At 64.4% G+C, this 20,828-nt stretch carries 19 protein-coding genes and 1 riboswitch; of the genes, 12 read left to right on the top strand and 7 right to left on the bottom strand.

Going from position 1 to position 20,828, the window contains the following annotated elements; all coding sequences use genetic code 11:
• Positions 1 to 36 precede the first annotated feature (36 nt).
• The 3 genes from ACODS0_RS22755 to ACODS0_RS22765 form a co-directional block, all read right to left on the bottom strand.
• The gene (locus ACODS0_RS22755) at positions 37 to 840 is read right to left on the bottom strand and encodes an HAD-IIB family hydrolase (protein WP_488837368.1); all 804 of its coding nucleotides are present in this window, start codon (positions 838 to 840) and stop codon (positions 37 to 39) included.
• Positions 841 to 947: 107 nt separating this feature from the next.
• The gene (locus ACODS0_RS22760; protein ID WP_488837340.1) at positions 948 to 2,396 is read right to left on the bottom strand and encodes a hypothetical protein; all 1,449 of its coding nucleotides are present in this window, start codon (positions 2,394 to 2,396) and stop codon (positions 948 to 950) included.
• 384 nt (positions 2,397 to 2,780) lie between these two features.
• The gene (locus ACODS0_RS22765; RefSeq protein ID WP_488837342.1) at positions 2,781 to 4,406 is read right to left on the bottom strand and encodes a peptide chain release factor 3; all 1,626 of its coding nucleotides are present in this window, start codon (positions 4,404 to 4,406) and stop codon (positions 2,781 to 2,783) included.
• Positions 4,407 to 4,582: 176 nt separating this feature from the next.
• Positions 4,583 to 4,662: riboswitch (S-adenosyl-L-homocysteine riboswitch) on the top strand.
• 70 nt (positions 4,663 to 4,732) lie between these two features.
• Here ACODS0_RS22765 and ahcY point away from each other — a divergent pair.
• The 5 genes from ahcY to ACODS0_RS22790 all read left to right on the top strand — a co-directional run bounded on the left by ahcY (position 4,733) and on the right by ACODS0_RS22790 (position 9,376).
• Positions 4,733 to 6,166: an adenosylhomocysteinase gene (gene ahcY, locus ACODS0_RS22770; RefSeq protein ID WP_488837344.1), complete on the top strand. Its 1,434-nt coding sequence runs from the start codon at positions 4,733 to 4,735 to the stop codon at positions 6,164 to 6,166.
• Between the two features lie 148 nt (positions 6,167 to 6,314).
• The gene (locus ACODS0_RS22775; RefSeq protein WP_431150792.1) at positions 6,315 to 7,313 is read left to right on the top strand and encodes a TlyA family RNA methyltransferase; all 999 of its coding nucleotides are present in this window, start codon (positions 6,315 to 6,317) and stop codon (positions 7,311 to 7,313) included.
• Positions 7,310 to 8,161 (top strand): methylenetetrahydrofolate reductase [NAD(P)H], encoded by an 852-nt coding sequence (gene metF / locus ACODS0_RS22780; protein WP_121421226.1) that lies wholly within the window; start codon positions 7,310 to 7,312, stop codon positions 8,159 to 8,161. Before ACODS0_RS22775 ends, metF begins: the two co-directional genes overlap by 4 nt.
• A 47-nt stretch (positions 8,162 to 8,208) precedes the next feature.
• Complete coding sequence (locus ACODS0_RS22785) at positions 8,209 to 8,835, top strand: hypothetical protein (protein WP_488837346.1); 627 nt, start codon at positions 8,209 to 8,211, stop codon at positions 8,833 to 8,835.
• Positions 8,836 to 8,944: 109 nt separating this feature from the next.
• Positions 8,945 to 9,376, top strand: a complete 432-nt coding sequence (locus ACODS0_RS22790; protein ID WP_436131457.1) for a septal ring lytic transglycosylase RlpA family protein — start codon at positions 8,945 to 8,947, stop codon at positions 9,374 to 9,376.
• A gap of 48 nt (positions 9,377 to 9,424) precedes the next feature.
• On the opposite strand, the gene ACODS0_RS22795 is transcribed toward ACODS0_RS22790, so the two are convergent.
• The gene (locus tag ACODS0_RS22795; protein WP_055393092.1) at positions 9,425 to 10,312 is read right to left on the bottom strand and encodes a 23S rRNA (adenine(2030)-N(6))-methyltransferase RlmJ; all 888 of its coding nucleotides are present in this window, start codon (positions 10,310 to 10,312) and stop codon (positions 9,425 to 9,427) included.
• A 313-nt stretch (positions 10,313 to 10,625) separates the two neighbouring features.
• Here ACODS0_RS22795 and ACODS0_RS22800 point away from each other — a divergent pair, with 313 nt between their 5' ends.
• The 6 genes from ACODS0_RS22800 to erpA all read left to right on the top strand — a co-directional run bounded on the left by ACODS0_RS22800 (position 10,626) and on the right by erpA (position 15,511).
• Positions 10,626 to 12,575 carry a serine/threonine protein kinase gene (locus tag ACODS0_RS22800; protein WP_488837349.1) on the top strand — a complete coding sequence of 650 codons (1,950 nt, stop codon included), beginning with the start codon at positions 10,626 to 10,628 and terminating at the stop codon, positions 12,573 to 12,575.
• 194 nt (positions 12,576 to 12,769) lie between these two features.
• Positions 12,770 to 13,201: a 50S ribosomal protein L13 gene (gene rplM / locus ACODS0_RS22805; protein ID WP_008907237.1), complete on the top strand. Its 432-nt coding sequence runs from the start codon at positions 12,770 to 12,772 to the stop codon at positions 13,199 to 13,201.
• An 11-nt stretch (positions 13,202 to 13,212) separates the two neighbouring features.
• Positions 13,213 to 13,605 (top strand): 30S ribosomal protein S9, encoded by a 393-nt coding sequence (rpsI, locus tag ACODS0_RS22810; protein WP_005798582.1) that lies wholly within the window; start codon positions 13,213 to 13,215, stop codon positions 13,603 to 13,605.
• 164 nt (positions 13,606 to 13,769) lie between these two features.
• Entirely contained in the window at positions 13,770 to 14,480 is a 711-nt protein-coding gene (locus tag ACODS0_RS22815; RefSeq protein WP_055394671.1) for a DUF6776 family protein, read from the top strand.
• A 206-nt stretch (positions 14,481 to 14,686) separates the two neighbouring features.
• Entirely contained in the window at positions 14,687 to 15,085 is a 399-nt protein-coding gene (locus tag ACODS0_RS22820) for a bactofilin family protein (protein WP_055394679.1), read from the top strand.
• Positions 15,086 to 15,145: 60 nt separating this feature from the next.
• Entirely contained in the window at positions 15,146 to 15,511 is a 366-nt protein-coding gene (gene erpA, locus ACODS0_RS22825) for an iron-sulfur cluster insertion protein ErpA (RefSeq protein WP_008907234.1), read from the top strand.
• Positions 15,512 to 15,599: 88 nt separating this feature from the next.
• Here the strand turns inward: erpA and ACODS0_RS22830 are convergent, their stop codons facing one another.
• Positions 15,600 to 16,715: an anhydro-N-acetylmuramic acid kinase gene (locus ACODS0_RS22830; protein WP_488837353.1), complete on the bottom strand. Its 1,116-nt coding sequence runs from the start codon at positions 16,713 to 16,715 to the stop codon at positions 15,600 to 15,602.
• 198 nt (positions 16,716 to 16,913) lie between these two features.
• Positions 16,914 to 18,275 carry a M23 family metallopeptidase gene (locus ACODS0_RS22835; RefSeq protein WP_121421223.1) on the bottom strand — a complete coding sequence of 454 codons (1,362 nt, stop codon included), beginning with the start codon at positions 18,273 to 18,275 and terminating at the stop codon, positions 16,914 to 16,916.
• Positions 18,276 to 18,480: 205 nt separating this feature from the next.
• On the opposite strand from ACODS0_RS22835, the gene tyrS reads away from it, so the two are divergent.
• On the top strand, positions 18,481 to 19,713 hold the full coding sequence (gene tyrS, locus ACODS0_RS22840; RefSeq protein WP_488837355.1) for a tyrosine--tRNA ligase: 1,233 nt from the start codon (positions 18,481 to 18,483) through the stop codon (positions 19,711 to 19,713).
• 95 nt (positions 19,714 to 19,808) lie between these two features.
• On the opposite strand, the gene ACODS0_RS22845 is transcribed toward tyrS, so the two are convergent.
• On the bottom strand, positions 19,809 to 20,810 hold the full coding sequence (locus ACODS0_RS22845) for a LysR substrate-binding domain-containing protein (protein ID WP_121421221.1): 1,002 nt from the start codon (positions 20,808 to 20,810) through the stop codon (positions 19,809 to 19,811).
• Between the last annotated feature and the right edge of the window lie 18 nt (positions 20,811 to 20,828).

Raw genomic sequence — 20,828 nt, forward strand, 5'->3', positions numbered from 1 at the left:
TTCTATTCAAATTTCTCGGTCAAGGCTGCTTCAGGCTCAGCTCCCGCCGCGATCCAGACCCGCCAGGATCGCCCGTGCCACTTCGGCAAACCCCGCGCCACGTTCGCCCTGGGTCACATAACGCGGCAGGTGCTGCAGTTGTGGCGCAAAGCGCGCGATGTTGGCCACCCCCACGCTGTGGGGGAAGTGCTCGAACATGAGCTGGTCGTTGGTCGAGTCGCCCACATACACCCAGCGGTCGATCTCCGCGTCGAGGTCGCGTCCCAGCAACTCGCGCACGATCCAGCGCGCGCCCTCCAGCTTGTTGTGCGCCCCGAACCAGCCGTTGATGTGGATGCTGCTCACGGTGGCGTTCATGCCTGCGGCGCGCAGGATCGCCACGCATTGGTCGATCCGCTCTTGAGGCAGGTGTGTGAACTCGCTGTGGTCGATGGCGATGTCCGTTTCGCGTCCGGGCGAGTCGGTCGCGCGGCGGGCGCCGGGCACCCTGGCTTCGATGTCAGCCAGCACTTGCTGCATGCGGGCGAAATGGGCTGCGCGCGTGGCTGCATCCTGTTGATATCGTTTTAACAGCGCATCGCGCTTGTCCAGAGAGCGCTGCAGGGCCACAGCACCATTCTCGGCCACGATGGCATCCACAGGCCAGGCTGCCGCAAAGGGCTCGCTCCAGCCTACGGGGCGACCTGTGATGGGAATCACGGCCAGTCCCCGGGCCTTGAGCGACTCCATCGCCTGCACCACGTGCGCAGGCACAACCCCCTCCGTGGTCAGCGTGTCGTCGATGTCGGTGAGCAGGCCGACGAGGCGGACGGGAGGATTCCAGGTACTCAACGGAAGCATGGGGGAACGAGAAGGCATAGGGATGGCGAGAGGGGGCGTTGGTGAAAGTCGCGGAGGGCTGTCGCTCGGGCTCGCACCTTTTTCTGTGGACGAAGAGATGGCTGCTTCTAACGGACACTTTGGGCAGGTTGCCCACGCGCCAGGCTCGGGAGTTTCTCTGCGACCCTTTCGGGGGGCATGGGCACCATGTCCCCGCCACGGAACTCGAATAGCTGCAGGGTGGCCAATGGGACCTGTTCCAGGCCACGGCCCTTTTCGTCCACGACGTGCAAATCGCCTGGCTGCGGCTTTGGCGCAAACAGGTCGGCGGTGTTTCTGGCGCGGATCAGTACAGAGCGTTTGTATCCATCATCGGTGCCTCCGAACTCAGGGACTACGAATATGGCCTGCCGCTCTTTGTCGAGCGACAGGGCAAAGCGGTACAGCGTGTCCCAATACGCCAGGTTGGGCCTGAGCGCCTGTTTCTCCTGCGCGTGCACACCTGCCAGGGCCGCAACAAGCGCTGCGCCTCCGACAAGTGCAAAAACCGGGCGCGTCTCTCGCGGCCAGACGACCGCCAGGCAGGCTGAAAACGCCACCCACGGCACGAACAGGTAGCGGTCCGGACTGTGAATTCCCGGAAAGGCCGTCAGCGGTATCAGCGGCAGCAGGACGATGCCCAAGGACACGAAGAACACAGGCGCATGGAGGCGGCGCTTCACGGCCGCAAGACACAGAAGGCCGAGAAATACAACGGCAAGGATGTTGCCGGGCGGTTTGGAGCCGAGGAGCAATTTGGGAACCCGGAGCAACTGGCGCAGGGCCTCGCTGGCATCGAAAACCCCTTGGCTGTAGCCGCCCACGAGGCGCCCAAGTAGCAGGTAGCGCCACCCTATGTAGACCAGTGCAATCAGCATAAACGGTATCAGAGCACGCACCCGTTGCTGCCGCGTGCCCACGGGCAGGAAGGGCAAGAGGACGACCAGGGGTACATAGACTTCCTTGCAGGTAGTCGCCATCAGGTAGGCCAGGGTCGACAGCCCCAGCCAGTATCCGCGCCCGCCTTTGAGATACCGGGCCCACCCCAGTATCGACAGCATGGCGAACACGAAGCCGGTCGCATAGTGCCCATGCATCAGTCCCGCCGCGATGTGGGCAGTGGGCTTGCCAAGCAACAGCGCAACGGCGCCGATCAGTGCGGGCAGGGGCTCCACCCACTCTCGCAACACGGCATAGAACAACGCGGCTCCCAGCCCCACGAGCAGCAGCAATTGCGCGTAGTGGCCCGCGGCGGCCATGCCGAACAAGCTCAGGTTGATGTCGTAGAACAGCAGGTTCCATGGAGCGACATTGGCACTGGAGTGCCCTTGGGCAATGTGGGGCTCCAAGAAATATTGCCAGGGTGTGTATTGGGCGGCGTAGCTCAGGTGAGCGCCGTCATCCCAGCGCCAGGATCCCTGGAGTGATGCGCCATGCACCAGCAGGGTGAGCAGAGACAGAAGCAGTGTGGCGCTGAGACACTCGATCCAGGGATGGCGGTCGATGTGTTCGCGCAGCGCGTGGCGCGCGGCTTTCAATGCTGGAGCGTCCATTGCCAATGACGCAGGAAGTTGAGCGCTGCAGGCGTGTTGTGGCTAGGAGTGCGGGCGGCAGAAGGAGCATCGGCTGCAACGCGCGAAAAACGGGTCCCGCGTGGTACCACCTCCCGCGCCCAGGGGCCCACCCTGGGCTTGTCGGTAGCACCACGCGATCCTCGGTTTTTGCACGTTTCGCTTCGATGCCTTCTGCTGCCCACACTCCCAGGCACATCACGCCCTCTGGTCCAAGTCTTCAGCAGCAGCAAGTCCGCACCGACCAGGGGCAGTGCGGAAATGGTGGAGCCGATGCAAGTCCTGGTGCAAAGCGGCGCCGTGGAGAAATTGACCGGCTGACTGCGCAAGAATTTCCCCCTCTTGTGCGGGCTATGCGCCCTGCAGCGCCAACCCCGCATGCTCGCGCAGCGGGTGGAAATGGATCTTCGGAAACCGCTCTTGCGCCAGGCGCACGTCATACGGGCTGGTGCACAGGTACGCCAGTGTGTCGGCCGCGTCGTGCGCCAGCCGCAGCGGGTAGGCGTCGGTGAACGCGCGCAGGTCGGCTGCGTTGTCGGCGGTGATCCAGCGCGCGCCGGTGTACTGGCAGCCTTCCAGGCGCACATCGGCGTCGTACTCGGCCTTGAGGCGGTGCTGCACCACTTCAAACTGGAGCTGGCCTACGGCGCCCAGCAGCATGTTGCCGCCTGCGTCGGGCTTGAAGACCTGGATCGCGCCTTCCTCGCCCAGCTGGGCCAGGCCCTGCTGCAGCTGCTTGGTGCGCAAGGGGTTCTTGAGCACCACGGTCATGAACATCTCGGGTGCGAAGAACGGCAGGCCGGTGAACTGCAGGTTGGCACCATCGGTGATGGTGTCGCCCAACTGCACGCCGCCGTGGGTGGTAAAGCCAATGATGTCGCCTGCGTAGGCTTCTTCGACGGCCTCGCGGCGTTGCGACATGAAGGTCACCACGCTGGTGGGGCGCAGCTCCTTGGAGGTGCGCTGCACCTTGAGCTTCATGCCCGGCGTGTATTTGCCCGAGGCCACGCGCACAAAGGCGATGCGGTCGCGGTGGTTGGCATCCATGTTGGCCTGCACCTTGAACACCACGCCGGCAAAACCTTCGTCCTCGGGCTGAATGGTCTTGATGACGGGCTGCTTGTTCACTTCAAGCGTGCTCACGCGCGGGCCGGGGGGCGGAGCCATGTCCACCAGGGCATCGAGCACCTCCATCACCCCGAAGTTGTTCACGCCGGAGCCGAAGAACACGGGGGTGAGCTTGCCAGCCAGGAAGGCTTCATGGTCCCACGCGGGCGATGCGCCCACGGCCAGTTCCATGCTCTCCAGCGCGGCGTCGAACTCAGCGCCAAAGCGTGTGCGCAGAGTCGCCTCGTCCGACAAGGGGATGGCCTCGAAGTCCTGTGGGCGGCGTTCGCTGCCGGACTCGAACACCGTCATGGTCTTGGTGCGCAGGTTGATGATGCCGCCAAAGCTCTTGCCCTGGCCTACGGGCCAGGTCATGGGGCAGCAGGGCATGCCCAGCTCGCGCTCCACCTCGTCCATGATGTCCAGTGGGTCGCGCACTTCGCGGTCCATCTTGTTCACGAAGGTGATGATGGGCGTGTCGCGCTGGCGGCAGACCTCGATCAGGCGGCGGGTCTGCGCTTCCACACCGTTGGCGGCGTCGATCACCATCAGGGCCGAGTCCACGGCAGTGAGCACGCGGTAGGTGTCTTCCGAAAAGTCCTTGTGGCCGGGCGTGTCGAGCAGGTTGATCACGTGCTCGCGGTACAGCATCTGCATGACCGAGCTGGCCACCGAGATGCCGCGCTGCTTTTCGATCTCCATCCAGTCCGACGTGGCGTGCCGGCTGGCCTTGCGGCCCTTGACGGCACCGGCGATCTGGATCGCGCCCGAGAACAGCAGCAGCTTTTCGGTCAGCGTGGTCTTGCCCGCGTCGGGGTGGGAAATGATGGCAAAGGTGCGGCGGCGCCGGGTTTCGGGGGCGTAGGACACAGGGGGTTCCTGAATGGGATGGGTGCGGGGCAGAGCGCCCTGCGCAAGAATCTTCGGGCCGGGACCGGCGTGGGACGCAGGGGCGGCAGTGGCGGGATTTTACTGTTCCGTGCAAGGCCGAGGACGGATTCATCCCGGGGCATGGTGCGGGGAATGCACTTGCTTTTATAATCCGCCGATCCGAGGAGCGTTGCAGCGTCCCCAGCACAGGCGGGGCGTGAGGCTCGGAGTCATCTAGCAACGACGCTCATCCACTTCTCGTGTGGTGAGCTTTTTCACTCCCGCGACCAGTGGTTTTTCAACATGCTTTGGAGCAAGAAACCATCATGAACGCACGCGTCAACGCCCCGGTCAACACCGACTGCATCATTGCCGACATCGGCCTGGCCGCATGGGGCCGCAAAGAAATCCGCATCGCCGAAACCGAGATGCCCGGCCTCATGGCCATCCGCGAGGAGTTCGCGCCCCAGCAGTCGCTCAAGGGCGCCCGCATCACGGGCTCGCTGCACATGACGATCCAGACCGCCGTGCTGATCGAGACGCTGCAGGCCCTGGGCGCTGAGGTGCGCTGGGCTTCTTGCAACATCTTCTCCACGCAAGACCACGCCGCCGCTGCCATTGCCGCCGCCGGTACGCCCGTGTTTGCCATCAAGGGCGAGACCCTGGCCGAATACTGGGACTACACCCACCGCATTTTTGACTTTGGCCCCGCCGGCACCGAAGGCGAAGGCCCCAACCTGATCCTGGACGACGGCGGCGATGCCACGCTGCTGATGCACCTGGGCAAGCGCGCCGAAAAGGACGCATCGCTGATCGCCAACCCCACCAGCGAAGAAGAAACCTGCCTGTTCGCCTCCATCAAGGCCAAGCTGGCTGAGGACCCGACCTGGTACAGCCGCAAGAGCGCCCAGATCATCGGCGTGACCGAAGAAACCACCACCGGCGTGCACCGCTTGAAGGAAATGTCGGCCAAGGGCTCGCTGATGTTCCGCGCCATCAACGTGAACGACTCGGTAACCAAGAGCAAGTTCGACAACCTGTACGGTTGCCGTGAATCGCTGGTGGACGGCATCAAGCGCGCCACCGACGTGATGATCGCTGGCAAGGTGGCCGTGGTGGCCGGCTACGGCGACGTGGGCAAGGGCAGCGCCCAGGCCCTGCGTGCACTGAGCGCCCAGGTGTGGGTGACCGAGATCGACCCCATCAACGCCCTGCAGGCCGCGATGGAAGGCTACAAAGTCGTGACCATGGAATACGCTGCCGACAAGGCCGATATCTTCGTGACCACCACCGGCAACAAGGACGTGATCCGCCACGAGCACATGCTGGCCATGAAGGACCAGGCCATCGTCTGCAACATCGGCCACTTCGACAACGAGATCCAGGTGGCGTCGCTGGAGCAGTACGAGTGGGAAGAGATCAAGCCCCAGGTGGACCACGTGATCTTCCCGGACGGCAAGCGCATCATCCTGCTGGCCAAGGGCCGCCTGGTGAACCTGGGCTGCGGCACGGGCCACCCGAGCTTTGTGATGTCGTCGAGCTTTGCCAACCAGACCATTGCCCAGATCGAGCTGTTCACCCACAGCGACTACTACGAAAATGGCAAGGTCTACGTGTTGCCCAAGCACCTGGACGAAAAGGTGGCCCGCCTGCACCTCAAGAAGGTGGGCGCCATGCTGACGGAGCTGACCGACGAGCAGGCTGCCTACATTGGCGTGCCCAAGCAAGGCCCGTACAAGCCGGACACCTACCGCTATTGATCCCGCGCCCCAGGCGCATTGCGCGCCTTGGCGGCATGCCGCCGGTGCGCTGGTGGATCACTGCATCGTGGTTGCTACTATTGTGATAGCTGCTTGCGCTTGATGGATAAGCGCTGGAGGCTGATTTGACTCTTAAAGGATGAGCGCCATGCGTGCAGATGTATTTTTGGTGGAAGCGGGCCATGCGGCCACGCGCTCGCAAGCGCAGCGGCTGATTGCTGCGGGCGTGGAGTGGCGTCTGTCACCCCTGGCGCCCTGGCAGAAGGTGGCCAAAAACGGCGATGACATCCCGTCCGTGGCCGAGGTGAAGCTGCTGGACGATGCCGAGGCCAAGTACATCTCGCGCGGTGGCCTCAAGCTGGAAGGCGCCTTGTTGGCCACGGGGCTGTCCGTGGCCGGGCTGCGCTGCCTGGATGTGGGGCAGAGCACCGGCGGCTTTACCGATTGCCTGCTGCAGCAGGGCGCAGCGCAGGTCATCGGTGTGGACGTGGGCCATGGCCAGCTCCACGAGCGGCTGCGCAGCGATCTACGTGTGGTCTGCGTGGAGGGCGTGAACGCGCGCTCGCTGACCGCACAGGCGCTGCAGGAAGCCTGCGAGCTGGCGCTCTCTGAAGTTGTCGAAGCCGACGAAGACAACGAAACCCAGCCCGAGGCGCCCTACAGCTGGATGCGCAACGGCGGCCTGGTGGACGAAGCCTACGACGATAGCGGCGACGCCAAGGACCAGGACATCGAAGCCTTCAAGTCCGAGCGCGCCCTGCGCGCCGAAGCCCGCGCGCAGGGCACACTGCCCGTCCAGCGCAGACGCCGCGCCGAATGCGCGGGCGTGGACACGACACCGGCGTTCGACCTGGTGACGGGGGATCTGTCCTTCATCTCGCTGACCCTGGTGCTGCCCGCCATCGCCGCATTCCTGCGCCCTGACGGCCACCTGCTCATGCTGGTCAAGCCGCAGTTTGAACTGCAGCCCGGCCAGGTGGGCAAGGGCGGTGTGGTGCGGGATGCCGCCCTGTATGCCGTGGTGGAAAAACGCATCCGCGACTGCTGCGCCGAACTGGGTCTGGCCGTACAGGCCTGGCTCGACAGCCCCATCCAGGGCGGCGACGGCAACCATGAATTTTTTGTTTATGCGAGGAGGGCACCATGATTGCTGCCAATGCCCAGGGCACCGGTTTTCCGGTGAGTTTTGAATTTTTTCCGCCCAAGACGCCCGAAGGTGCGGACAAGCTGCGGGCCGCGCGCCAGCAGCTGTATGCGCTGCACCCGGATTTCTGCTCGGTGACCTACGGCGCCGGTGGCTCCACGCAGGAGGGCACTTTTGGCACGGTGCGTGAAATCCTGGCCGAAGGTGTGAGCGCCGCCTCGCACTTCTCGTGCATTGGTGCCACACGCCAGTCCGTGCGCGAGCAGCTCGCCACGCTCAAGGCCATGGGCGTCAAGCGCCTGGTGGCGCTGCGTGGCGATTTGCCCAGCGGCTACGGCGCGGGCGGGGAGTTTCAGTACGCCAGTGACCTGGTGGCCTTCATCCGCGCGGAGACGGGCCGGGATTTCCACATCGAAGTGGCCGCCTACCCCGAGGTGCATCCCCAGGCCAAGTCGCCCGAGGCAGACCTGAACGCCTACATCGCCAAGGTGCAGGCGGGTGCGGACTCGGCCATCACCCAGTATTTCTACAACAGCGATGCGTATTTCCGCTTTGTGGAAGACACACAGCGCCTGGGCGCCAACGTGCCTGTGGTGCCGGGCATCATGCCCATCGGAAGCTCCACGCAGCTGATGCGTTTCTCGGACGCCTGCGGTGCCGAGATTCCCCGCTGGATCCGGCTGCGCCTGCAGGCGTTTGGCGACGACACAGCCAGCATCAAGGCCTTTGGGCTGGATGTGGTGACCGACCTGTGTGACCAGCTGCGCAGCGCGGGCGTGCCCGCACTGCATTTCTACACCATGAACCAGAGTGCGGCCACTCTGGAAATCTGCCGCCGCCTGGGGATCTGACGACCACGGCTTGGCTACCATTAGCACTTTGCAACATTTGCAGGGGGATGGTGGTCATGGAACGAGCTGGGGTGGCGGTATGGTGTGCGCTGTGTGTGTGGGTGTTGGGCATATCGGGCGTTCAGGCGCAGACCCGCTACCACTGCCGGGACGATAGCGGGAACACCTTTGTCCTGTCGCGGCCATGTCCTGACGGTGCCCGCACCACAGCCGCTGTGGCGGGGCCTGCCCCGGCGCAATATTCATCGCCACGTTATGACAGCTATTCGCCGGTGCGGTCATCGCCCGAAACCCCAGACCACCATCAGTATCTGAGCGCGCGCTGCCGGGCCCTGGATGAAAACATCCGGGGAGCGTATGGCCGGGGCATCAAGGCCGATGTGGTGGAAGGAATGCGGCGCGAATACCGGCGCGATTGCCGGGAGGAGGAGCAGGATGCGTACTCACGGCTTTCGGCGGAGCGCCGCCACCGCGACAAGCAGCGCCGGGAAGACGAAAAGTCTGCCCAGGTCGCAGCACAGGCTTCCAGGGAGCAGCAGGAGCGGCACGCCCAGCAATGCGCCGAGTCTCGCCGCATTCTTACCAACAAACGCGCCAGAACGGATTTGACGGATGGAGAGAAAAACGATCTGCGACGGTTTGAGGAAGCATTTCTGGAGCGCTGCAAGCGCTAGCGCCCACCTGCGGCTGCTGCCCCTGCTGGTTGCGGTCTGCTGTGCGTGGTTGCCTGCTGCGCAGGCAGAGGGGGCCGGTAACACTGCAGAGCCCTCCACCCCGAATGCCGTGGATGCCGCGTTGGCCGAGGCGGGGCTGCTGGATGAGGAGGTGCAACCTCTTGGTGAGCCCATTGACGCTTCATGGGCTGCGCCTTCGGGGGAGTCTGGCCGGTACGAGGTGGCGCCAGAGACCGGACTCGCGTCCTGGTACGGGCCTGGGTTTCACCGGCGCAAGACAGCCAGTGGCGAGCGGTTTGACATGCACGCAATGACCGCTGCGCACCCCACCCTGGCCTTTGGCACCTTCATCTGTGTGCGCAGCCAGATCACGGGCCGAGGGGTTGTGGTGCGCGTGAATGACCGGGGACCCCATGCGCGGGGCCGGATCGTGGACTTGAGCCGCGCTGCAGCCATTGCCCTGGGGCTGCACGGTCTGGGGCTCAAGCCGGTGGAGGTGTTTCCTGTGGCCAATGGAGAATCGACCTGCCCTGAAGAGTGAGGACGTGGGGGCGGATGGGCCGTAAGAACGACCCGCCACTTGGACGCATCAGCCGCCTGATTCCAGGGTGTGCGTGGCGTGTTTGTCCTGGGCCAGCAATTCCACCATTTGTGGCAGTGCGGTTTTGAGCGCGGCCTTCAGGGTGAAGGGCGGGTTGATCAGAAACATGCCACTGGCTGGCAAGCCTGGGCGCTTGACGTCGCCAGCAGCGTTTTCGGTGAGCTTGCTGTTCTTGACGGTCAGCGTGGCATGCAGCCAGCTTTTGCCTGCCTTGGTGGCCAGGGTCTTGAGACGGCGGGGCAGGTCGTGCGCCTCGGGGCGCGGGATGATGGGGTACCAAAATGCGTACGTGCCGGTGGCAAAGCGCTTGAGCGAATCCGCCGCCATATCGAGCACCTTGGCATAGTCGCTCTTGATTTCATAGCTGGGATCGCACAGTACCAAAGCGCGGCGGGCCGGTGGAGGCAGGAATTTCTTGATCCCTTCGAACCCGTCTTCGTGCAGCACGGCCACTTGGCGGCCTGCTTCGAGCTGGGCCACGTTGCCCGCTAGGGCGCGCAGGTCGGTGGGATGCAGCTCAAAGAGCTTGAGCTTGTCGTGGTCGCGCAACAGGCGCTGGGTGATGAACGGGGAGCCTGGGTAAACCCGGAGCGTGTTGCCCTGGTTGAAGGCACGGACCATGTCCACATAGGCCTGCAGGGCCGGCGTGAGGGCTGGGGCCGTGGGGGCAAACAGGCGGACGATGCCGTCTGCAGCTTCGCCGCTGGTGCTGGCGTAGTCGCCGTCGAGCCGGTACAGGCCCGCGCCCGCATGCGTGTCCAGCACGGTGAGGGCCGCGTCCTTCTCGGTAAGGTGTTGCAAGGCGGCGATCAAGACCGTGTGCTTGAGCACATCGGCATGGTTGCCTGCGTGGAAGGCGTGGCGATAACTGAACATGGCTCTATGGTAACGAGTGCGCCCTGTCGCCTCCCTGGGCCGGGTCGAGGGGGGGCTGCGCTGGGTGGCGGGCACCACAGAGGCCGGGTCATGGTTCCATGCGAATTTTTCATGGGCTGAGGGCGGCCAGGAACCATGGCGCGGCACAATCGGCGTATCTCTGACCAGGGTGTGTAACTTTTTTGGCAGACGGGAAGCCTTTTGTTTCTGTAGCGCGTGCTGGCATGCTTCATGATTGCGTTTGGAGCGGTGTTGGCACCCGTTCACCCACAATCTCTGTCGAAACAAGCCCGCACGCCACACCCTTTTCACCATGATCGCAAGTTCCAGCCAAGCCCCAGCCAGCGGTGTCAGCCATGTGGATGCGCTGCCGCCAGGCACCCGCCTCGCTGAGTTCGAGATCCTTGCGCTCCTGGGTGTTGGCGGGTTTGGCATGGTCTACAAAGCCTTTGACCACTCCCTGCACCGGGCCGTGGCGATCAAGGAATACATGCCTTCGGCGCTTGCGGGGCGGGCGCAGGGCCAGTCGCTCTGGGTGAGATCGTCGTCGGACCAGCAAACGTTCCAGGCCGGGCTGGCCTCTTTTGTGGGTGAGGCGCGCCTGCTGGCGCAGTTTGACCACCCTTCGCTGGTCAAGGTGTTCCGCTTCTGGGAGGCGAACAACACCGCCTACATGGTCATGCCCCTCTACAGCGGTATGACCTTCAAGCAGGCCCGTGCCCAGATGCGCACCCCGCCGCCCGAGATCTGGCTGCGCAAGGTGCTGTGGTCGGTGCTGGGTGCCCTGCGGGTGCTCCATGACGGTAAGACCCTGCATCGGGATATTTCGCCCGACAACATTTTTCTGCAGGACATCGGCCCCCCGGTGCTGCTCGACCTGGGCGCTGCCCGGCACGCGATCAACGACCAGGACCGCAAACACACCGCCGTCCTCAAGGTCAACTACGCGCCCATAGAGCAATATTCCGATGGCGACGAGGATTTGCGCCAGGGCCCGTGGAGCGACCTGTATTCCCTGGCTGCGGTGGTGCATGGCTGCTTGTGCAACGACACGCCGCTGCCTGCCACGTTGCGCTCCATCCGCGATCGCATGGTGTCGTTCTCCCGCGTGGCCAGAACCGTCAAGCGCCAGTTTGGCGTGGAGTATTCCGCGCCTTTCGTGGCGGCGATCGCGCAGTCGCTGGCGCTCAAGCCGGAGGACCGGCCGCAGAGCATCGACGCGTTCCTGCAGCTCATGGAGATGACGTCCGCGCCGGAGGGGAGCGAGCACTTCGACTTCCGGAACGACCTGGGGGATATCTGGGTGGAGCCTGCCGATCAGCCGGGCCCGGGCTTGGTAACGCCTACGGTGGATGTGACCTCAGCACCCAGCATCGTGGCAGAGATGCACGCCCAGGCGCAACGCGCCACCGGGAACGGAGTGGTCCACGATGCCGGAGGGCGTGCCACTCCCGCGGGCGAAGCGAATGTTGGCGGAGACACCGTCATGCTGGGCGGCCCGGACACTGTGGCTGCCGATGCGGGTGATACGGTCTTCATCGACGCAGGAGACACGGTGGTGGTCGATGACTCCCGCTACGACGATCCTGCGGGCGGCCACCAGCCGGGGAACACCACCCGCCATGCGTCCGACCATCGGCCACAGCCATTGGAGCGGGAGATCGCCCGCCCCCACGGCAAGGCGGTGAAAACCACGCGGCGCTCGCCGGTTCTGGTGTGGCTCGGGGTGGCTGTGGTGGCCGTGGTGGTTTCTGCCGCCGGCCTGCGCTGGGCCCAGAGCAGCAAGGCGCCGCAGGACGACATCATCACCGAGATGGCAGAGCCGCCCGCAGCGCCGCCGCCTGCAGTGATGGAGACGGCGCTGCAGGACCCGGCCGCAGCGGCCTCTGCTGCTGTGGACGGCGCTGCGAGCGATACGGTGGCTGCTGCATCCATGCCTGCGCCAGCACTGGTTCCTGCTTCTGCTCCGCGCGCCCCCACTCGTGCGCGACGGGCCGCCCCTGAGCCGGCTCCGACCCCGATCGTGGTGCATGAGGAGCCGCCCCCGCCACCGCCCCCCGTGGTGGCCGAGCCCAAGCCCCGCCCGCCACCACCGCGTGTGCCCAGCCCACAAGAGGCCTGTGCAGATGCCAATTTCCTCGCACGCCCCATGTGCATCCACCAGGAATGCCAGAAGCCATCCCAGGCCAACCAGCCCATCTGCGTGGAGAACCGCCGCCGCTACGAAGCTGACGAGCAGCGCCGCCGGCAGACCCCCAATTAGCCGTGGGCGAGGGGGCCGTGGGCTGCTTTCCGGCCACGGGCTTGCGCCACAGGCCTGCAAATTCGTATAATCGCGGGCTTCGCAGCGCTTTTGTGGTCCCGCGGCGAAGACTTTACGCCACCTAAGAGGCTTCCTTCAGAGAAGCACCGACCGTGGAAAAGGACCCACCAAACCCTCTTTTGAAGAGAAAACTCATGACTACTACTTTCAGCGCAAAGCCCGCTGAGGTTGTGCACGAGTGGTTTGTGATTGACGCGACCGACAAGGTCCTCGGACGAGTAGCCAGCGAAGTTGCTCTCCGTTTGCGCGGCAAACACAAGGCCATTTACACGCCTCACGTCGATACCGGTGACTTCATCGTCATCATCAACGCCGCCCAGCTCAAGGTCACCGGCACCAAGTCCCTGGACAAGGTGTACTACCGCCACTCGGGTTACCCCGGCGGCATCACGGCCACGAACTTCCGCGACATGCAAGCCAAGCACCCCGGCCGCGCGCTGGAAAAGGCTGTCAAGGGCATGCTGCCCAAGGGCCCCCTTGGCTACGCGATGATCAAGAAACTCAAGGTGTACGGTGGTGCTGAGCATCCCCACACCGCCCAGCAGCCCAAAGTGCTGGAAATCTAAGGAGCCTTGAGATGATTGGTGAATGGAACAATGGCACCGGCCGTCGCAAGTCCAGCGTCGCCCGCGTGTTTCTGAAAAAAGGCTCCGGCAAGATCACGGTGAACGGCAAGGACATCCAGTCCTACTTCGGCCGCGAAACCTCGATCATGATTGCCAAGCAACCCCTGGCGTTGACCAACCATGTCGAAACCTTCGACATCCAGATCAACGTGCACGGTGGTGGTGAATCCGGCCAGGCTGGCGCTGCCCGCCACGGTATCACCCGTGCTTTGATCGACTACGACGCATCCCTCAAGCCCGTCCTGAGCCAAGCTGGCTTCGTGACGCGTGATGCCCGTGAAGTCGAGCGTAAGAAGGTCGGTCTGCATTCCGCACGCCGCGCCAAGCAGTTCTCCAAGCGTTAAGCTGGTTGGGCTCTGGAGGGATGGCGGCTTTCGGGCTGGCATCCTTCTCCCTGCGAAGCTTTCCTCGGACTGCTTTACAGAACAAAAAACCGCCTTCGGGCGGTTTTTTCGTTTAAGGTGCGCTCTTTTCTCCGAGCCATCCCGATGTTTCACCCCTTCTCACCATGCGCCTTCGCCTTCTGCGCCGCCGACTGACGATCAGCGCCCCAAGGGTGGCCATCCGCAGTGCCTTGCCCTGGCCCCTTCGCTGGCTGGCCCTGGCCGTGGTTTTTGGTTTCTGTGCGGCAGTAGCCCTCTGGGCCTTTGAGTTTGGAAAGTCCATCGCAGGGCTAGATACCGTCTCCCGTGACGAACTCCTGCAATTGCGGGCGGAAGTGGATCGCCTGCGGGCTGAGGGGCAAGAGCAACAGACGGTAGCCCATACGGCCGAGAGTCTTCTGGTGGCCGAGCGGGCTGCCAAGGAAAGCCTGATGGCGCAGGTTCGGCAGCTGGAGACCGACAACCGCACGCTGCGCGAAGACCTGGGGTTCTTTGAAAAGCTGATTCCCGCCGCAAAGGCCGAAGGGCTGGCGATCCGTAGTCTGCAGGCCGAGGTGCTGGGGGGAATGCAGCTGCGCTGGCAGGTCCTGGTGATCCAGGCGACGCGCAATGCCCCCGAATTCAATGGCCGGCTGGAACTGGTGCTGACGGGCACCCAGGATGGCAAGCCCTGGACCCAGACCCAGCCAGCCCAGGGACAGCCGCTGCAGGTCAAGCAGTACCGGCGCATTGAGGGTGTGCTCGATCTGCCCCCCAGCGCCGTGGTAAAAACCGTGACCGCGCGCGTGCTGGAGGGCTCTGCGGTTCGCGCCGTGCAGGCGATGACCATCGACTAGTCCGGCGGCAGGGTTGGGAAGGCCCCTCCGGGGAGCCTCATCCAGCCTGCTGCAAGGCCCCATGCAGCCCTGCGCCGGTCGTTGTGGCAGGCAGGGGTGATGTGTGCGGGGCTTCGCGCCGTAGCCGTTTTCCGTGGGCTTTCTGCCCCGTCGTTTTCCGTTTGTATGCTCCGGGTTGGAGCATGCGCATTGAGGAGTTTTCACCCATGTTTTCCCGCAAGAAGCAGCCGCCGATCAAAAGCCTGATCGCCCAGGGCACCCGGATCGAGGGAGATGTGCACTTTGCCGAAGGCATGCGCATTGATGGCGAGGTGGTGGGGGACATCCGTGCGGGTTCGGAGCAGCCCAGCATCCTGGTGATTTCCGAGACGGCGCGCGTGGAGGGGGCGGTGCATGCCGACCATGTGATCGTCAATGGCCAGGTGGTGGGGCCTGTGCACGCTGCCGAACTGCTGGAGCTGCAGCCCAAGGCCAAGATCACCGGCAATGTGCACTACAAGGCGCTGGAGATGCACCAGGGCGCCGTGATTGCCGGGCAGATGTGCCCGGTGGCTGTTCTGGTGGAGGAAAAGCCCCCACTGAAGTTAGCGTCAAACGGGCAGTGAACTGAATTCCCGAGAAGACTGCAGTACTATTCACCGCAAACTTTGAACCCGGAGTACCCCATGAGCGCTGTTGCCGAAAACATCCAGACCGAAATGCCTGCCCCCATCCTGTTTACGGACAGCGCGGCGGCCAAGGTGGCGGACCTGATTGCCGAAGAGGGCAACCCTGACCTGAAACTGCGCGTTTTTGTGCAAGGTGGCGGTTGCTCGGGTTTTCAGTACGGCTTCACCTTTGATGAAATCACCAATGAAGACGACACCACCATGACGAAGAACGGTGTGTCGCTGTTGATCGATGCCATGAGCTACCAATACCTCGTCGGCGCCGAGATCGACTACAAGGAAGACCTGCAAGGGGCTCAGTTCGTTATCAAGAACCCCAATGCCACGACCACCTGCGGCTGTGGCTCCAGCTTCTCTGCCTGACACGGAGAGGGTAGGGGTCAGGTGGTGCACACCGCTCTGTAACTGACCTCTGACCACGTAGCCGCCCGCATGGGCGGCTTTTGTTTTTTCAGGCTGGGTAAACAGCGCCCAGCACACGGGCTCCCGCAGCGCCGGTCACACTGGCCAGGTTGCCGGGCCGTCCGTGCAGCGCCTGCCGTGCCAGCCAGGCAAAGGCCGCCGCCTCCACCTGCAATGCGGGCAGGCCCAGGGTATCGGTGGCGGTGACCTGCACGCCAGGGCGGGCTGCCTGCAGCCGTGCCATCAAGTAGGCATTGAGTGCGCCACCGCCGCACACTGCCATCGTTTTGCTATTTCTTTTGTAGCTGTTTGCGCTTATTGCACATGCGCGGGCGGTGTATTCGGTCAGGGTCGCTTGTACGTCGGCAGGGTTTGCCTGTGCGAACGGCGCCAGGTGGTGTGCGAGCCATGCGGGGTTGAATAGATCGCGCCCCGTGCTCTTGGGGGGGGGCTTGTGCAAAAAGGGTTCGTCCAGCAACGATGCCAGCAACTCCGGCAGCACCTTTCCGCTGGCGGCCCACGCGCCTCCTGCGTCGAAAGCCTGGCCGGTGTGCCGTTGGCACCAGTAGTCCATCAGCGCGTTGCCGGGGCCGCAGTCAAAGCCCAGCACACTGCCGTCGGCGCCCAGCACGCTGAGGTTGGAGATGCCGCCGATGTTGAGCACCAGCACGGTTTCACCCGCGCGGCCAAAAACCCCCTGGTGAAACGCTGGCACCAGGGGTGCACCCTGTCCACCTGCTGCCACGTCACGGCTGCGGAAATCGGTCACCACGGTGATGCCGGTGCGCTCCGCCAGCAGGGCTGGATTGCCCAGCTGCAGGGTGTAGCCCGTGCCATCAAATTCCTGGGGGCGGTGGCGCACCGTCTGTCCGTGGGCGCCGATGGCGCGGATGGAGGATGCTGGCTGCCCGCTGCGCTTGAGCAGCGTTTGCACAATCTGCGCGTAGGCCCGCGACAGGGCGTTGCCTGCCAGCGCGGCGCGGTGCAGTTCGTCAGTGCCCGAAGTGTTGAGGGCCATCAGTTCTGCCCGCAGTTCGGGCGCGAAGGGCGCGCTGGCATGGTGGGTGACCACGCAGTGCGAGCCGGAAAAATCGGCCAGCACCCCGTCGATGCCATCGAGCGAGGTGCCCGACATCAGGCCGATGTACAGCTCGGATGCACTCACAGGAGCCGTGTGGACTGTGAAGGCGTGGACGAAAGAGCCTCAGGTCCAGGGGCCTCAAAGCCCAGGCAAGCGGCGCGGCCGAGGCCTGTGGCTGCCGCGCAAGGGCCGCCGCGCCGCGTATGCGGCGCTTCGCTTGCGTGCGCTGGCGGCGTCCCCCCGTGGGGGGAAGGCGCGAAGCGACTCAGGGGGGGCTTCACTTCACTCTGCGCTGGCTTGTTCGATCCGTGCAGCGGCCGACAGCTGGATGCGCATGTTGGCAGCCAGGCGGTCAAACGCAGGGCGCGAAGCAGCTGAGACTGGCGCTGCGGCCTCGCTCTGGGCCACGATGGTCTGCGGATCCTGGTGTACGCCGTTGACGCGGAACTCAAAGTGCAGGTGCGGGCCGGTGGCCCAGCCTGTGGCGCCCACGGCGCCCAGGGTCTGGCCTTGTTCGACCGACTGTCCCTGGCGCACGTCGATGCGGCTCAGGTGGGCATACACGGTGACGTGCTGGTTGCGGTGCTTGACGAAAACCACATTGCCAAAACCGTTCTGCACGCCTGCAAACTCCACCACGCCATCGCCCACGGTGCGCACTGCAGTGCCGGTGGGCGCGGCGAAGTCGGTGCCCAGGTGGGCGCGCCAAGTCTTCAGGATGGGGTGCAGGCGCATCTTGAAGCCGCTGGTCACGCGCGAGAACTCCACCGGGGATGTGAGGTACGCGCGGCGCATGCTTTCGCCGTCCAGCGTGTAGTAGGCGCCCTTGGCGGCACCGGGTTCCTGGAACCAGACGGCCTCATGGGTCTTGCCGTTATTCACGAACTCGGCGCTCAGAACGCGGCCACTGGACAGGGGCTCGCCATCGGCTTCCAGCGTTTCGTACACCACCGAGAAGCGGTCGCCCTTGCGCAGGGAGCGGCGAAAGTCGATGTTGCCCGAGAACAGCTCGGCCATCTGCACGGCCACGGCGTCAGGGATGTTGGACGCATCGGTGGCGGCAAACAGCGAGCTGTGGATGATGCCGCCCGCCAGCCGACTGTTGGTCGTCATCTTGGCGGTTTCGATGCGCGTCGCAAACTTGTTGTCGCCCGTGCGCTCGACGATCAGGCGGCGGAAGTTGCCACTGTCGTCCGGCACCCAGCGCACCGTAAGGCGAATCAGGCGGTGGTCGTCGGTGGTCTCTGCCGACACGATCCGGCCGGTGCGGCCCAGCACATTTTGTCGCACAGGAGTGTCACCACGCATGAATGCAGCGGCGGCCGGGTCGGCCACGCCCATGCGCTGCAGCAGCGACTCGGGGGTGTCGCTGCTGCGCACCTGTTCGGAGCGGAACAGCGAAAAGCCCGGAGCTTCCAGCTCGCCCAGCACGAGGTTTTCTGCCAGCGATTCAACGGGGTAGCTCACCATGCGCACCGGCAGCTCGGCCGGGTCCGGCGCAAAGGACGCCACAGCGAATGCGCCGCCACCACCCGTCAGCAGGATGGCTGCGACGGCGGCGGTGATGCGTTTGGGATGTTGTTGGATCGTGCGGGACAGCCGGTCAAGCAAAGCCGAGCTGGCGGTGGTCAAGCCGTGAATCAATGGTCTATCCCCAGGGTGAGAGTGAATCCGTGACACTTCCCCGGCGCTGGCGCGGGGCAAGGCATGGAGCACAGACTGTCAGGCTGCAGCCGTTCGACAGAATGGTCAAAAACAGGTCGAAACAGCGGTCCCACTAGAATCCGCCTCAAGCAATGTGGGCTGAAGTATAGCGGTGCATGCTGTCTAGACATCCCAAAAAACCCTTATGAATCAATCTGCTGTTACAACAACCCCGGTCTCTGATGGTGTAAGACAGGCCCTCGAAATCTCCCTGCGTGGCGTGCAAGAGCTGCTGCCGCAGGACGAATGGGTCAAGAAGCTCGCGCGCTCGGAGGCCACAGGCCAGCCGCTGCGCATCAAACTCGGGCTCGATCCCACGGCTCCCGACATCCACATCGGCCACACGGTGGTGCTGAACAAGATGCGGCAATTGCAAGATCTGGGCCACCAGGTGATTTTCCTGATCGGGGACTTCACCAGCCTGATCGGCGACCCCTCGGGCCGCAACAGCACGCGCCCGCCGCTCACGCCCGAGCAGATCAAGGTGAACGCCGAGACCTACTACAAGCAGGCCAGCATGGTGCTGGACCCGGCCAAGACCGAGATTCGCTACAACAGCGAGTGGAGCGAACCCCTGGGCGCCAGCGGCATGATCCAGCTCGCCTCGCGCTACACCGTGGCGCGCATGATGGAGCGCGACGACTTCCACAAGCGCTTCACCACCGGTCAGTCCATTGCGGTGCACGAGTTCCTGTACCCGCTGATGCAAGGCTACGACTCGGTGGCGCTCAAGAGCGACCTGGAGCTGGGCGGCACGGACCAGAAGTTCAACCTGCTCATGGGCCGTCATCTGCAGCAGGAATATGGCCAGGAGCCGCAGTGTGTGCTCACCATGCCGCTGCTGGTGGGGCTCGATGGCGTGGACAAGATGTCCAAGTCCAAGAACAACTACATTGGCATCACCGAAGACGCCAACACCATGTTCGCCAAGGTGCTGTCGATCAGCGACACCCTGATGTGGGACTGGTACACGCTGCTGTCGTTCAAGAGCCTGGCCGAGATCGCCGCACTCAAGGCCGAGGTGGAGGGCGGGCGCAACCCCAAGGATGCCAAGGTGATGCTGGCCAAGGAGATCACCACGCGCTTCCACAGCGCGGCTGCGGCCGATGCGGCCGAGCAGGATTTCATCAACCGCAGCAAGGGCGGCGTGCCGGATGACATCCCCGAACTTAGCCTGTCCGGCGCACCGCTGGGCATTGGAGCGCTGCTCAAGCAGGCCAACCTGGCGCCCTCGGGCAGCGAGGCCAACCGCCTGATCGACGGCGGCGGCGTGCGTGTGGATGGCAGCGTGGTCAGCGACAAGGGCTTGAAGCTGGCTGCGGGCACCTACGTGGTGCAGGTGGGCAAGCGCAAGTTCGCAAGAGTGACTTTGTCCTGATTTTTAAGTCAAATTGGCTGCCAGCGCTTGTCGAATAAGCGCTGGCAGCTATCAAAATAAAAGCGCTGAAGCCGCAAGGCCCAGCGCTTTCTTCATCAGGCCCCGTCCAGGTTGTCGTTCAAATCCGGGTCGGGCACATCGCCAATTGCCTGGCGGGTGGCCTCGGCCTGCACCTGCAGCCAGGCGCAGAAGGCCTTGATCTCCGGCCGCTGCGCGCTGCGTGGCCCCACCATGAGCCAATAGGCCAGCGGCGAGTCGATGCGGTGGCCGGGCAGCACCTCCACCAGGTCGCCAGCGGCCAGCGCATCGGCAATCAGCGGCATGCGCGCCAGTGCCAGGCCCTGGCCGGCCAGCGCGGCCTGCACGATCTGGTGGGCGTAGTTGAAGTACAGCCAACGCTGGGGTTGCAGCTTGGTCAGGTCGCGCGTGTCGAACCAGCGGCGCCAGCTCAGGTACTCCAGGTAGTGCGTGCGGTGGGCGTCGCCTGCCTCGATCAGGGTGAACTGCGCCACGTCGGCCGGCGTGCGCAGCGGTTTGCCGCTCTTGAGCAGCCAGGGGCTGGCCACCACGGCCAGTTGCTCGCCAAACAGACGGATGCCGCCTTGCGTGGCGCCGGCGGGCATGGCATAGCGCAGGGCCAGGTCCACGTCCGAGGTTTCCAGGTCCACCTGCACGTCGCTCGCATCAATGCGGATGTCGATGCCGGGGTTGTCGCGCTGAAACTCCTCCATGCGCGGGATCAGCCACATCGATGCAAAGCTGGCCCAGGTGGTGATGGCCACGCTGCGGCGCCCGGCCGTCTGGCGCACCAGTCGCACGGCCGCGTCCATGCGCTCCAGCGCCGGGCCCACGGCACGCTGCAGCTGCGCGCCCGCGCTGGTCAGCTCCACCGCGCGGGTGTGGCGCAGAAACAGGGGCACGCCCACTTCTTCCTCCAGCGCCTGGATCTGGCGGCTTACGGCCGACTGAGTGAGCGCCAGTTCGTCGGCGGCGGCGCGGAAGTTCAGGTGTTTGGCCACAGCGAGAAAGGCGCGCCAGTGCCCGGTGGCCACGGGGCGGGTGCGAAGGACGGCGGGGGAATATTCGGCAGAGGCCATGGCAGGTGTCCTGGAGGG

The sequence above is a fragment of the Acidovorax sp. FG60 genome, assembly GCF_057808995.1.